The sequence below is a fragment of the Stutzerimonas azotifigens genome, from assembly GCF_013522725.1.
Taxonomy (GTDB): domain Bacteria; phylum Pseudomonadota; class Gammaproteobacteria; order Pseudomonadales; family Pseudomonadaceae; genus Stutzerimonas; species Stutzerimonas azotifigens_A.
The window spans coordinates 484,798-498,387 of sequence record NZ_JAAMRF010000001.1; the positions used below are offsets into that span (position 1 = coordinate 484,798).

9 protein-coding genes are annotated in these 13,590 nt (G+C 64.7%); 7 read left to right on the plus strand and 2 right to left on the minus strand.

The genetic code is table 11. The annotated features are described in order from the left end of the window. Positions 1 to 78 precede the first annotated feature (78 nt). Entirely contained in the window at positions 79 to 1,563 is a 1,485-nt protein-coding gene (gene putP, locus G7026_RS02315; protein ID WP_181069025.1) for a sodium/proline symporter PutP, read from the plus strand. Positions 1,564 to 1,663: 100 nt separating this feature from the next. On the opposite strand, the gene G7026_RS02320 is transcribed toward putP, so the two are convergent. Continuing rightward, positions 1,664 to 2,479 carry a DUF1206 domain-containing protein gene (locus G7026_RS02320; protein WP_181069026.1) on the minus strand — a complete coding sequence of 272 codons (816 nt, stop codon included), beginning with the start codon at positions 2,477 to 2,479 and terminating at the stop codon, positions 1,664 to 1,666. 203 nt (positions 2,480 to 2,682) lie between these two features. Between G7026_RS02320 and G7026_RS02325 the strand changes: the two genes are divergently transcribed. The 4 genes from G7026_RS02325 to G7026_RS02340 all read left to right on the plus strand — a co-directional run bounded on the left by G7026_RS02325 (position 2,683) and on the right by G7026_RS02340 (position 10,543). Next, positions 2,683 to 6,405, plus strand: a complete 3,723-nt coding sequence (locus tag G7026_RS02325; RefSeq protein WP_181069027.1) for a PAS domain-containing protein — start codon at positions 2,683 to 2,685, stop codon at positions 6,403 to 6,405. A 66-nt stretch (positions 6,406 to 6,471) separates the two neighbouring features. Further along, complete coding sequence (locus G7026_RS02330) at positions 6,472 to 6,987, plus strand: sigma-70 family RNA polymerase sigma factor (RefSeq protein ID WP_181069028.1); 516 nt, start codon at positions 6,472 to 6,474, stop codon at positions 6,985 to 6,987. Further along, complete coding sequence (locus G7026_RS02335) at positions 6,984 to 7,940, plus strand: FecR domain-containing protein (protein WP_181069029.1); 957 nt, start codon at positions 6,984 to 6,986, stop codon at positions 7,938 to 7,940. The genes G7026_RS02330 and G7026_RS02335 overlap by 4 nt, the downstream gene beginning before the upstream one ends. Before the next feature lie 107 nt (positions 7,941 to 8,047). After that, positions 8,048 to 10,543: a TonB-dependent siderophore receptor gene (locus G7026_RS02340; RefSeq protein ID WP_181069030.1), complete on the plus strand. Its 2,496-nt coding sequence runs from the start codon at positions 8,048 to 8,050 to the stop codon at positions 10,541 to 10,543. Positions 10,544 to 10,586: 43 nt separating this feature from the next. Here G7026_RS02340 and G7026_RS02345 read toward each other — a convergent pair whose 3' ends face one another. Then, a complete protein-coding gene (locus tag G7026_RS02345) occupies positions 10,587 to 11,432 on the minus strand; it encodes a DMT family transporter (protein ID WP_181069031.1) in 846 nt (281 codons plus the stop codon). A gap of 142 nt (positions 11,433 to 11,574) precedes the next feature. On the opposite strand from G7026_RS02345, the gene G7026_RS02350 reads away from it, so the two are divergent. Together G7026_RS02350 and G7026_RS02355 are read left to right on the plus strand one after the other, a co-directional pair. Beyond that, a complete protein-coding gene (locus tag G7026_RS02350; protein WP_181069032.1) occupies positions 11,575 to 12,693 on the plus strand; it encodes an oxidoreductase in 1,119 nt (372 codons plus the stop codon). Between the two features lie 107 nt (positions 12,694 to 12,800). Then, positions 12,801 to 13,553, plus strand: coding sequence for a FadR/GntR family transcriptional regulator (locus G7026_RS02355; RefSeq protein ID WP_181069239.1), 753 nt, complete (start codon positions 12,801 to 12,803; stop codon positions 13,551 to 13,553). The last annotated feature ends 37 nt before the right edge of the window (positions 13,554 to 13,590 follow it).

The window sequence follows — 13,590 nt, forward strand, 5'->3', positions numbered from 1 at the left end:
GCTCCGGCCAGGCAGTCAGACATTCGTGCGTTCCAGCGCAGCAGCAGGCATCGGGCTGCGCCTAACAAGGATAATTCCATGGACTTTAGCAACCCGACTCTGATCACGTTCGTGGTCTACATCGTGGCGATGATCCTGATCGGCTTCGTCGCCTACCGTGCCACCAAGAACTTCTCCGACTACATCCTCGGCGGTCGCAGCCTGGGCAGTTTCGTCACTGCGCTGTCGGCCGGCGCGTCCGACATGAGCGGCTGGCTGTTGATGGGCCTGCCGGGTGCGATCTTCGTCGCCGGTCTCTCGGAGAGCTGGATCGCCATCGGCCTGATCGCCGGTGCCTGGCTGAACTGGCTGTTCGTCGCCGGCCGCCTGCGGGTGCACACCGAGTGCAATCAGAACGCATTGACACTGCCGGATTACTTCACCCACCGCTTCGAAGACACCAGCCGCCTGCTGCGCATCTTTTCGGCGCTGGTAATCCTGGTGTTCTTCACCATCTACTGCGCCTCGGGCGTGGTGGCCGGTGCGCGCCTGTTCGAGAGCAGCTTCGGCGTGCCCTACGAATACGCACTGTGGATCGGCGCGGCGGCGACCATCCTCTACGTGTTCATCGGCGGCTTCCTGGCGGTGAGCTGGACCGACACCGTGCAGGCCACGCTGATGATCTTCGCGCTGCTGATCACCCCGGTGTTCGTGATCCTGGCGGTGGGCGACATGGGGGCTGCGATGGACACCATCGCCACCCAGAACCCGGCCGCCTTCGACATGTTCAATGGGCTGTCCTTCGTGGCGATCATCTCGCTGCTGGCCTGGGGCCTGGGCTACTTCGGCCAGCCGCACATCCTGGTGCGCTTCATGGCCGCCGACTCGGTCCGGACCATCCCCAACGCCCGTCGCATCGGCATGGCCTGGATGATCCTGACGCTTGCCGGCGCCGTGGCGGTGGGCTTCTTCGGTATCGCCTACTTCGCCGGCCACCCGGAGCAGGCCGGCCCGGTGAGCGAGAACGGCGAGCGGGTATTCCTGGAACTGGTGAAGATCCTGTTCAACCCCTGGGTCGCCGGGATCATCCTCTCCGGCGTACTGGCGGCAGTGATGAGCACCCTGAGCGCGCAGCTGCTGGTGAGCTCCAGCGCCCTGACCCAGGACTTCTACAAGGCGATGCTGCGCAAGAGCGCTTCGCAGACCGAGCTGGTCTGGGTCGGCCGTGGCATGGTGCTGTTGATTGCACTGATCGCCATCGGTATCGCCTCGAATCCCGAGAGCAAGGTGTTGGGCCTGGTGTCCTACGCCTGGGCCGGCTTCGGCGCGGCGTTCGGTCCGGTGGTGCTGATTTCGCTGCTGTGGAAGGGCATGACCCGCAACGGCGCGCTGGCCGGGATGCTGGTTGGAGCCGTCACCGTGGTGGTGTGGAAGCAGTTCATCGGGCTGGGTCTGTACGAGATCATCCCGGGCTTCATCCTGGCGAGCCTCGCTATCGTGGTCTTCAGCCGCATCGGCCAGGGGCCTTCGTCGGCGATGGTCGAGCGCTTCGAAGAGGCCGAGCGCGAGTATCAGGCGGGCTGATAGCTGTTTCGAAAAAGCCGACCTCAGGGTCGGCTTTTTCGTTTGGGTAGCGAAGGGGACCGCGAGCTTTACAGGTCGAGTTGGCGCCGCAATGAGGCAGCTAGCCGGTGACTTCGGACAGGTCGATCCTGCGCCATAGGGCCTGGGCGAAGCTATAGAGGGCGAAGGCCAGTAGACCCAGGCCGACCGCGCCCAGCAATAACCAGCCGAGCGGTAGGCCCTGTAAGGCCTGGAGCGCTTCCTTCAACCCGGGCGGGTCTGTGGGCTCATAGCGGTTTCCACCCACCAGCAGCAGCGCCGAGATGATCAGGAAGACGCTACCCCTCGCGACCAGCCCGATCCGCGACACGGGCGTGATCAGACGCATCTTCTGTTCATCGCACTGGAAGTAGCGCTCGAAACTGCCGCGCCAGGCCTTGATCAGGTGAGCGACCCCGACCCCCAGCGGGATCAGCGCCAGCAGATAAATCACCAGGTTGGAGTTGCGCCATCCCAAAAAGCGCGACAGAAAGTCCCCGTTCCCGCCGCCGCTCCCTGAGCCGTCACCTGTCAGTGAGGCCAGATCGCTTCCCAGAACGCCCAGGGCGAACAGCGCCAGCAGCAGATTGGTGATGCCGCTGCCGATCAAGCCGGCACGCACCAGCAAGCCCTTGGCACCGGTGCCGTGGCGGTCGGTATCACCGATCGCCTGGGTCAGCCGCCAGATGACATGCGCCAACAGGCCGATGACCAACAGCCAGAGCAGGGCGGTACCGAAAGGCTGCGACAGCAGTTGCTCGACAGCGCCTTTGCTGTCAACGGTGCGCCCCGAGCCCAGGGCGGCGGTGAAAGCGAATATTCCGATGATCACATACACGACGCCGCGGGCGGCATACCCGCTGCGCGCTAGCAACACCACTCCGTGGGTGACGTTCATTGCGTTTCTCTTAGAAGCAGACCGATGGCGGCACAGGAGGAATAGACGCGGCGAAGGCGCTTCGGTTCTGTGGCTATACCGAAACGCACCGGCGAGTGCTCGTCGTGTGTCGCTGGCCCGCTTATGTGAAATGGATCATCTTGACGGGACCGGGTCTAAGTTCGGTGCGCCGTGTCATCGGCGATATGCAAGACGAGGTGGTGATGACAGCTGAGGTATCCGAGTCGGCCGTGCCGGTTTTTTTGCGTGATGGCGGGGCGATGGTAGAGCCGATGCTCGCAGTCGACTGGTCGAACAATCCACTGGGGCCCCTTGAGCACTGGCCTCAGTCCCTGCGTACCGCAGTCGCGATCGTGCTGGCTTCGCGTCACCAGATGTTCCTCGCCTGGGGGCCGGACTTGGTATTCATCCATAACCAGGCATATGCCGCCGTACTCGGTGCCAAAGCCGAGGGCGCGCTGGGGCAGCGCTTTGCCGATTTGTGGTCGGAGATCTGGGACGACATCGAGCCGCTAGTCGAACAGGCGCTTTCTGGGGCAGGCACTTGGTCGCAGGACCTGCCGCTGTTGATGATGCGCAACGGATTCCCCGAGCAAGCTTATTTCACATTCTCCTACAGTCCGATCCGTGATGAGCAGGGGCAGGTGGCAGGCCTGTTCTGCGCCTGTACCGAAACCACCGCTGGGATTCTGGCCGAGCGTGCACTGGTCGCTAGCGAGGCACGAGCTCGCAATGTGCTTGAGGGCATGGGCGAGGCCTTCCTAGTGCTGGACAGAAACTATCGCATTATCCGCATGAACGATGCGGCCTTGCGGGGCGATGGCCGGCCTCCTGAACAGCTGATTGGCCAGGACCATTGGCAGGTTTGGCCGAATACCCGCGGCACCGAGCTGGAACTGCGCTATCGCAAGGCAATGGCCGAACGGGGGACAACTGAATTCGATTACCACTTCGTCTCGCCTGACAAGGACGTTTGGCTGGAGATCCGCGCTTACGCTATCGACGAGGGGCTGGCGGTCTTCTACCGCAACATCAATGGCCGCAAGCGTGGGCAACGCCGTGAAGCCGCCTTGCTGGAACTCAGCGAGCGGCTGCGCGAGCTTCGGAATGTGGCGGAGATATCCCATGCGGCGGCGGAGATTGTCGGGCGCACCCTTGGGGCTTCTCGTGCGGGTTTTGCCGTAGTAGATGCCGGCAACTGGGCGCTGATCGAGCGAGACTGGTGCGGCCCTGGAGTGTCCTCCATCGCCGGAAGGCATTACATGCCGAAGTTTGGTGATGCATTCTTCGCTAGTCTGCTCAACGGTGATGTTGTGAGCGTGGATGATGTGGCGCTTGATCCGCGAACCGCCACGTGCCCTAAGGAATTCGAGGACATCGGAGTAACTGCCTTGCTTCACCTGCCGGTGATCAAACAGGGCAGGCTATCCGCCATTCTCTTCGTGACCCAGCACCATCCTCGAAAATGGCATGACAGCGAGGTCGAACTTCTGCGCGAAGTAGTCGACCGTGCCTGGGCTTCGATAGAACGTGTGAGTGCGGAAGCGGCGCTGCAGCGTGTCAACGACGTGCTTCGGCTGGAGAAGCAGGCCGTCGCCAGGCTCAACTCCCGGCTCGCCGAGGAAAGCGATCGGCTGCGCGCGTTGTTCGAAATGGCGCCTGGATTCATGGCAGTGCTGCGCGGTCCGGATCACGAGTTCGAGCTGGTGAACCAGGCCTATCAGCAGCTCATCGGTCACCGCCAGGTGCTGGGCCGTACGGTACGTGAGGCGCTTCCGGACGTGGCCGATCAAGCGTTCTTCGACCTGCTGGACGAGGTGTACCTCAGCGGCGAGGCGTTTATCGCCCACGGTTACCCGCTGTTGATCCAGCGTACGCCGGAAGCCGCGCGCGAGCAGCGGTACTTGGACTTGGTCTATCAGCCGATTACGGATGCGGACGGCGAGGTAAAGGGCATTTTTGTCCAGGGGCACGACGTTACCCAGGCTAAAGAGGCCGAGCACGCGCTGCGCGCCAACGAGTTGCGTTTGAAAGCGAGCGAAGCGCGTTTCCGGCAGCTCGCCAATCTTGGGCCTTCGATGATCTGGCTCGGCAATCCTGACGGTTCGTTGAGCTACCTGAATGAACGCTGGCTGGAATATACCGGCCGGTCGACGCAGGAAGCATTGCCCTTCGGTTGGGTCGAAATCATCCACCCGGATGATAGGCAGATGCTGCTCGACGTCTGGGCCGTGGCTCGCGCCGGGGGACTGCTTTACGAAACCGAGGCGCGGTTGCAGCGCTCCGACGGCGCATATCGATGGTTCCTCATACGTGCTCTGCCGGTGCGCGATGAGGCCGGAGATGTGGTCGCCTGGTTGGGCAGCAACAACGACATCCATGAACGCAAGATAATGGAAACTGCGTTGCGCACTGATCGTGACCGCATCTGGACCCTGTCTACCGATCTGATGCTGGTGGCGCGCTTCGATGGGGTCATCGAGGCGGTCAACCCGGCATGGTCGACCATGCTCGGACGCGACGAGAGCGAGCTTCTCGGCGCGATGTTCCTGGACTATGTGCATCCCGACGACCTGCCGGCAACGCTTGCCGAGGTTGGCTCGCTGGAACAGGGGGTGACGACTCTTCGATTTGAAAATCGCTACCGGCATCGCGACGGCAGTTACATAGCGCTTTCTTGGACGGCAGTACCCGGAGCTGGGCTGATCCATGCCATCGGCCGCGACGTGACGGCCGAGAAGCAGGCTGCGGAGACCCTGCGTCGCACCGAGGAGGCGTTGCGGCAGGCACAGAAGATGGAAGCGGTCGGCCAGCTCACCGGCGGTATTGCCCATGACTTCAACAACCTCCTGCAGGGGATCACCGGGTCGCTGGATTTGATGCAGACGCGACTGTTGCAAGGCCGAACGGGCGAACTCGAGCGCTTCGTCGGCAGTGCCATGACGTCAGCGAAACGTGCCGCCGCCCTGACTCACCGACTGCTGGCCTTCTCCCGTCGCCAACCGCTGGACCCCAAGCCTGTGCGCGCCAATCACCTGGTCTCCTCGATGGAAGACCTGCTGCACCGCACCATGGGCGAGCTGATTGAGGTCGAGCTGGTGCTCTCGGCCGGACTCTGGCAGACCCTGTGCGACCCCAATCAGCTGGAAAGTGCGCTGCTCAACCTAGCGATCAACGCACGCGATGCCATGCCCGACGGCGGCAAGCTGATCGTCGAGACCTGCAACGCACACCTGGATTCGGCCTATGCCGCCAGGCACCATGAGGTCAGCGCTGGGCAGTACGTCTGCATGAGCGTTACCGACACCGGTGTCGGCATGGCCCCTGAGATCATCGAGCGGGCCTTCGACCCTTTCTTCACCACCAAGCCGACCGGGCAAGGTACCGGCCTGGGTCTGTCGATGATCTACGGCTTTGCGCGGCAGTCAGAAGGCTATGCGGTGATCTACAGCGAAGTGGGGCAGGGCACCTCAGTAAAGCTCTACCTCCCGCGTTATCGCGACGAGGGCGGCATCGAGGAACATGACGAGGACGATCAGCAAGCACTGGCCGCCACCGGCGAAAACGAAGTGGTACTGGTGGTTGAGGACGAGCCGGTGGTACGCGGGCTCATCGTGGAGGTGCTGCGCGACCTGGGGTACGCCTCGCTCGAAGCGTCCGACGGCCCTTCGGGGCTGGCGGTCCTCAACGGCTCGCAGCGCATCGACCTGCTCGTGACCGATATCGGCCTGCCGGGGCTCAACGGTCGTCAGGTCGCCGATGCCGGGCGCCTGGCCAGGCCCGGGCTCAAAGTGCTGTTCATGACCGGCTACGCGGAAAACGCTGCAGTGGCCAGCGGCTTCCTGGACCACAATATGGAGCTGATTACCAAGCCTTTCGCGCTCGACGTACTGGCGCGGCGCATTCAGGCATTGATCGAAAGCTGAGTTGCAATGCCTGGTGCATGGTGTTGAGAAGCGTTAGCATTCTCGTCCTCCGTGCGAGGGCAGATCATGGCAGGCGATGGCATCCTCAGACAGCAGCAGCTGCACCGGTTCTACAGCGACCACCACGGCTGGCTGCAGGGCTGGCTGAGGCGGCATCTCGGCTGTTCGCATCACGCGGCCGATCTGGCCCAGGATACCTTCGTACGCATTCTTGCCAGGGATCAGGACGTTGCCTCGATCCGCGAGCCGCGCGCCTACCTGCACACCATCGCCAAGGGCTTGCTTGCCAACCATTGGCGGCGCCGGCAGATCGAGCTGGCCTACCTCGAGGCGCTGGCCCTGCAGCCCGAACAGGTGGCGCCCTCTCCGGAGACCCGCGCGCTGATCGTCGAGACCCTGCTCGAGGTGGACGCCATGCTGGCCCGCTTGCCGGACCGGGTGCGGCGCGCCTTTCTCATGTCCCAGCTGCAGGGGCTCACCTATGCCGCCATTGGCGAGGCGCTGGGGGTTTCCGAGCGGATGGTCAAGAAGTACATGGCGCAGGCCATGCTGCATTGCCTGGCCCTGCAGGACGCCTCATGAGTACCGACTTGCGCGTACTCGAAGAGGCGGCCCGGTGGTTCTCGATACTGGGCTCGGGGGACGTCAGCGAGGCTGACCGGCTGGCCTGGCGGCGCTGGCTCGATGAACCGGCGCATGCGCTCGCCTGGCAGCGGGTCGAACGCATCAGCGGCCGGTTCGAGCGCCTTGCCCTCGACCCGGCGGCGCGTGAGGCCGGTGCGAGACTGCACGGCGGGCAGGCGAGCCGTCGGCAGGCCCTGAAGATCCTCGCGCTGCTGGTAGGTGGCGGCGCCCTGGGCATGGGTGGCGTCGGTGCGTTGCCCTGGCGCGAATGGTCGGCCTCGCTGCGCAGCGGTGTCGGCGAGGTGCGCGACCTGCGGCTGGCGGACGGTTCGCACCTGTGGCTGAACACCGATACCGCCGCCGATTTCGACGCGGCGACGCGGCACTTGCGGCTGCACCGTGGTGAGGTCCTGATCGACCCCGCCGCCGGCAGCCCGCCGTTCAGGCTGGAGTCGGCGCAGGGCTGGGTGCGTCCCGAGGCACAGGGCAGGGTCGCGGTGCGCCAGAGATCGGGCCGGACGCAACTGGGCGTCTTCAGCGGAGCGGTGGAGGTGATGCCCTACGAGGCCGCCAGCGGCACCTGGCTGCGGGCGGGCGAGCAGGCCCGCTTCGACAGCGTCAGGGTGTCGGCCAGCGAGCCGCTGCAACAGGCCCGGCAGGCCTGGGTCGATGGCGTGCTGCTGGCCGACAGCATCCGTCTGGGCGACTTCATTGACGAGCTTTCACGCTACCGCCGCGGTTACCTCGCATGCGATCCACAGGTTGCCGGCCTGCCGGTGGTGGGCGCGTTCCCGTTGGGCGATACCGAGCGGATTCTCGCGGCGCTGGCCTCGACGCTGCCGGTACGGGTTCATCGCCACACGCGCTGGTGGATCACCCTCGAGCCGCGCGCCGAGCTACACCAGGGCTGAACGAACACTACGCGAAATATTCGTATTCGCAGTTCCCTTTTCCGTTTCCAGAGGGGCAATAGGCGCAAAGGTCTTCGCACCCGCCCATGGAAACAGAAGGATTCGCCATGCGTAACGCCCGTAAGCCATTCAACCCCATCAGACAGCGCTCCCTCGCCTTGGCCGTCCGCGCCGCATTGCTGGCCCTGCCTTTGGCTGCGCTGCCCCCTTCGCTTGCCGTCGCGGCCGAGCCGAACCAGATCCGCCAGGCGCAGCGCAGCTACGAGATTCCCGCCGGGTCTCTCTCGGGGGCGCTGAGCCGGTTCGCCGGCGAGGCCGGCGTGCTGCTGTCGGTCAATGGCGAGCTGGTCCGCGGGTTGCAGTCGCCCGGGCTGAGCGGCCAGTACGGCATCGATGAAGGTTTTGCCGCCTTGTTGCGGGGCTCCGGCCTGCAGGCCACGCGAGACGGGCAGGGCAACTATTCCCTGAGGCCGGCGCCGACGTCTGCGGCGCAGGCGGCAGCCGAACTGGAACCGATGGTCGTGCAGGGGTTCGCCCTGGGCAATGCCCTGGGCGAGATGGACGGCTACAACGCGACCCATAGCAGCGTGGCCACCAAGACCAGCATGCCCCTGGCCGAAACCTCACAGACGGTCTCGGTCGTCACCCGCCAGCAGATGGATGACCAGGGTTCGCGCACTGTCGCCCAGGCGCTGCGCTACACGCCCGGCCTGATGAGCACGCCGTACGGCGCGACGACCCGCTACGACTACGTGGCCATGCGGGGGATCACGGACGGCTCGGTGGACAACCTCTACCTCGACGGACAGAAGCTGCTCGGCGACAGCGGGACCTATAGCAGCCTTCAGGTCGACCCTTATTTCATCGAGCGGATCGACGTGCTCAAGGGCCCGTCTTCGGTGCTCTATGGCCGCAGCCTGCCGGGTGGGCTGGTGGCGATGACCACCAAGAAGCCGCAGTACGAGACCCGTCGCCAGCTTCAGCTTTCCTATGGCAGCGACGATTACAAGCAGGCCGCTTTCGACTTCACCGGCCCACTGGATGAGGAGCAGCGCCTGGCCTATCGGTTGGTCGGGGTCGTCAAGGACGCCGACAACCAGGTCGACGGCGTCGAGGAAAAGCGTTACGCACTGATGCCTTCGTTGGCCGTCAACCTTGGCGAAGACACCCGACTGACCTTGCTGGCGATGCTCCAGCGTGACCCGGAAAGCGGCTATCACGGCGGCCTGCCGGCCGACGGCACCGTCACCTCCCACAATGGCCGGCGCATCTCGCGCAGCTTCTTCGAGGGCGATGAGGCCTACGAGAAGTTCGAGCGCGCCCAGCAGATGATCGGCTACCAGCTCGAGCACCGCTTCAACGACGTGGTGTCCGCGCGGCAGAATTTCCAGTACCTGGATTCGACGGTCGAGTCCGGTCAGGTCTACCAGTACGGTTATCTCACCGCCGACGAGCTGGATCGCTATCACACCGGCGCCGATGAGGTGCTGCACGCCTGGACGCTGGATAATCAGCTCCAGTTCCTTTTCGATACCGGTGCCCTGAGCCATACGCTGGTCACCGGCCTGGACTATCAGCGGCGCAAGGCCAAGGTCAACTACGACGCCGCAACGGGCGTCGGCAGCATCAACCCCTACACCGGTGTCGCCAACCCCGGCAACCTGGCGTTCTACCACCAGTACGACGAATCGCGCGAGCTGGAGCAGACCGGCCTGTACCTGCAGGACCTGATCAGCCTGCAAAACTGGCGGTTCTCGCTCGGCGTGCGGCAAGACTGGGTGGATGTCTCGTTCAGGCAGACGGAGTCGCTCTACGGCGATCAGTCCGATCGCTCCAAGCTGGAGCAGTTCACCGGCCGGGTCGGTGTGCTCTACGCGTTCGATAACGGGCTGTCGCCGTATGTCAGCTATTCGGAATCGTTCAACCCCAACGCCACCGGTGCCTACAACTTCGACGGCAGCGCCTATGACATCACACTGCTCGATCCGACCGAAGGCGAGCAGGTGGAGGTGGGCCTCAAATATCAGCCGCTCGGAACGGACGACCTGTACACCCTCTCGCTGTTCGACCTGAAGCAGTCGAACCTGTCGAGCAAGGATTCCAACGAAAGCTTCTTCCGCTCGGTGGGCGAGATCACCTCCCGCGGCGTCGAGCTGGAGGCGCGCGTCAGTCCGGTTCGGGACCTCAACGTGCTGGCGAGCTACACCTACCTGGATGTGGAGTACAGCAAGGACTACGTGGGGACGGCCGGCGTGAACAACCGCGGCAACACGCCCAATGCGGTCGCGCGCAACATGGCCTCGCTGTGGGGTGACTACACCTTGTCCAACGGTCCTTTGGCAGGCCTGCAGATCGGTGCCGGCGCGCGCTATTTCGGCAAGAGCTGGGCGGATGCGGAGAACACCCTGCGCATTCCGTCCTACACCCTGTTCGACGCCATGCTCGGCTACGACCTGTCCCGTGTCGGTCTGGACGGCCTCGGGGTGCGGCTGAACCTGAACAACCTGACCGACGAGAAATACGTGGCGGCCTGTAACAGCCTCAACCAGTGCTACTACGGCGAGGCGCGCAACGTCATGGCGACCCTGACCTACGACTTCTGACTACGGCAATCGGGTGCCGAGAGCCGCCGGCGGCGGTGGCAAGCTAGCGGCTAGCGGTGCGGCGTACCTGCAGTACCAAGGCGATGCCGCCGAGCACGGCAATCGCGGCCAGCAGCAGCCGCAGTGTCAGCGCTTCGGCCAGCAGCAGGCTGCCGGCCAGGGCGGTGAGTACCGGCACGCTGAGCTGTACGGTGGCGGCCTGCAGGGCACCGAGTCCGGGCAGGGCGCTGTACCAGATGGCGTAGCCGAGGCCGGAGGTGAGGGCGCCGGAAAGCACGGCGTAGACTAGACCGGGCATGTCCCAGCGCAGCGTTGGCAGCAGTACCAGTGCAAGCACCAGGGCCAGTGGAATAGCCCGGACGAAGTTGCCCGCCGTGGCGGACAGCGGGTCGCCGGCGCCGCGTCCGAGCAGCGAATAGATGCCCCATCCCGCCCCGGCGAGCACCATCAGCAAGGCGGCGCCCAGTGGCGGTGCGCTGGCGCCCGGTAGCAGGAGGGTGATCATTCCCGCCAGCGCCAGCAGCAATCCCAGGCTTTGCAGGCCGGTCAGCCGCTCCCCGCGCAGCCAGCCGATCGACAGCATGCACAGCTGAACGGCACCGAACAGCAGCAACGCGCCGGTTCCGGCGGCAAGCTCCCGGTAGGCGAAGGAAAAGCCGGCGGCATAGACGAACAGCGACAGTGCCCCCGGCCAGCTGCCCCCCAGCGGCTGCCGGGCGCGCAGGCGGACCAGCGCCCACAGTACCAGCGCGCCGGAGACCAGGCGCACGGCGGTGAAGCTGGAGGCGTCGATGGCGGTGTCGCGCAGGGCGATCCGGCAGAGCAGCGAGTTGCCGGTGAAGGCCAGCATGGCCAGGGTGGTCAGCAGCAGGATGCGCGTGGCAGGCATTGGGTGCTCGGCATGGCAAAGCGTCGAGTCTAGCGTCCGCCACGGCGTGGGGCGCTTGGACTTTAGCCTCGACGGGCGAACTCATCGGCGACCTCGGCCTCAGACACTAGACACGCCCGCCGCGTACCAGACGAGGATTCCCATGCACCCTTTGCTCGCCCCCTTCGAACTCAAGCACCTCAGGTTGCGCAACCGCGCCGTGCTGGCACCCATGACTCGGGTCAGCGCCGAGCCCGAAGGCCGTGCCAACGACCTGATGCTCAGCTACTACAGCGCCTTCGCCAAGGGTGGCTTCAGCCTGTTGATCAGCGAGGGCATCTACACCGATACGGAATACAGCCAGGGCTATTTCAACCAGCCGGGGCTGGCCACCGAGGCCCATCGCGACAGCTGGAAACTGACCGTGGAGGCGGTGCACAACGCCGGCGCCGCCTTTATCGCGCAGCTGATGCATGCTGGCGGCCAGACCCAGGGCAATCTTCACCACGCACGCCGCGTCGCGCCTTCGGCCGTGCAGCCAGCCGGCACCCAACTGAGCTTCTACGGTGGTGAAGGGCCTTACGCGGTACCGGCCGAGATGACCGAGGAGGAAATCCAGCAGGCAATCGCAGGCTTCGCCCAGGCGGCGATCCATGCGCGCGATGCCGGTTTCGACGGCGTCGAGTTGCATGGTGCCAACGGCTACCTGTTGCACGAATTCATGAGTGTCGAATTCAACCAGCGCAGCGATCGCTGGGGCGGTGACTTCAAGGCGCGCCTGAGCCTGCCGTTGACGGTCATCCGTGAGGTGCGCAAGGCCGTGGGCGAGGACTTCGTGGTCGGGCTGCGTCTGTCCCAGGCGATGGTGACCAACAGCCAGCTCAAGTGGGACGGCGGTGTCGAGGAAGCCAAGATTCGTCTGGCGACCCTGGCCAATGCCGGGCTCGACTACCTGCACATCAGCGAGCCTGACGCTAGCGCACCTGCCTTTGGCGAAGGCCCCAGCCTCTGCGCCCTGGCCAAGGCGAGCGCCGCGGTACCGGTCATAGGCAATGGCGGGATTGCCACGGGCGAGCAGGCGCAGGGGTTGATCGAGCGTGGCGAGGCAGATCTGGTAGCGGTTGGCAAGGCCGCGCTGGCCAATCATGACTGGCCACTTCGCGTCGAGCGGGGCGTGGCCATGACCCCGTTCGACTTCGGCATGCTGGCGCCGCTCGCAACCATCACCAACGAGTTGGCCTGGCGCCAGGCCAACGACCATCAGGCGACACTGCAGCCCTGACGAGCCGGTCACGCTGTCGATACGCTCGACAACATCCAGAGGGATGTTGTCGTACAACTGGATGGGATAAGATGCCAGACTTTCCTTCTTCCGGAACCGCCGCCGATATGGACAACTCGAGCCCACCGCAGCCAAGAGTGCGCCGCAAGCACCGCAGCCTGGCTCAGGAGCTGGTCATTGAGCTTTCGCAGCAGATACGCGACGGCCACATCAAGCGCGGCGAGAAGCTGCCGACCGAGTCGGCGATCATGCAGGCGCAGGGCGTCAGCCGCACCGTGGTGCGCGAGGCGATCTCCCGGTTGCAGGCCTCCGGACTCGTGGAAACACGCCACGGCATCGGCACCTTCGTGTTGGATACGCCCAGCACCACGGGCCTGCGCATCGATCCGGCAACCATCGTCACCCTGCGCGACGTGCTGTCGATCCTCGAACTGCGCATCAGCCTGGAGGTGGAGTCCGCCGGGCTGGCGGCGCAGCGGCGCACCCCCGAACAGCTCACCGAGATGCGCAAGTTCCTCGATACGCTCAACGACAGCGTGGCGCATTCGAGCGATGCCGTGGTTTCCGATTTCCAGTTTCATCAGCAGATCGCCGAAGCCACCGACAACCGCTACTTCACCGACATCATGAAGCACCTGGGCACCGCGATCATTCCGCGTGCGCGGCTCAACTCGGCGCGGCTGGTGCACGATGACCAGCAGCACTACCTCGGCCGTCTGAGCCGCGAACATGAAGAGATCTACAGCGCCATCGCTCGTCAGGATTCCGATGCCGCGCGTGCCGCCATGCGCCTGCACCTGACCAACAGCCGCGAACGCCTGCGTCAGGCCCATGAAGAGGCAGAGGCGGAGAGCGAGTAAAGACAGGCCCGAAATGGGCCTTGCGTGAGTTAGCGAC

Bases quoted from the DNA above. Each gene is read 5' to 3' on its own strand.
- G7026_RS02320 (WP_181069026.1), bottom strand. From the start codon at position 2,479: ATGAACGTCACCCACGGAGTGGTGTTGCTAGCGCGCAGCGGGTATGCC.
- G7026_RS02330 (WP_181069028.1), top strand. From the start codon at position 6,472: ATGGCAGGCGATGGCATCCTCAGACAGCAGCAGCTGCACCGGTTCTAC.
- G7026_RS02355 (WP_181069239.1), top strand. From the start codon at position 12,801: ATGGACAACTCGAGCCCACCGCAGCCAAGAGTGCGCCGCAAGCACCGC.
- G7026_RS02325 (WP_181069027.1), top strand. From the start codon at position 2,683: ATGACAGCTGAGGTATCCGAGTCGGCCGTGCCGGTTTTTTTGCGTGAT.
- G7026_RS02345 (WP_181069031.1), bottom strand. From the start codon at position 11,432: ATGCCTGCCACGCGCATCCTGCTGCTGACCACCCTGGCCATGCTGGCC.
- G7026_RS02350 (WP_181069032.1), top strand. From the start codon at position 11,575: ATGCACCCTTTGCTCGCCCCCTTCGAACTCAAGCACCTCAGGTTGCGC.
- G7026_RS02340 (WP_181069030.1), top strand. From the start codon at position 8,048: ATGCGTAACGCCCGTAAGCCATTCAACCCCATCAGACAGCGCTCCCTC.
- putP (WP_181069025.1), top strand. From the start codon at position 79: ATGGACTTTAGCAACCCGACTCTGATCACGTTCGTGGTCTACATCGTG.
- G7026_RS02335 (WP_181069029.1), top strand. From the start codon at position 6,984: ATGAGTACCGACTTGCGCGTACTCGAAGAGGCGGCCCGGTGGTTCTCG.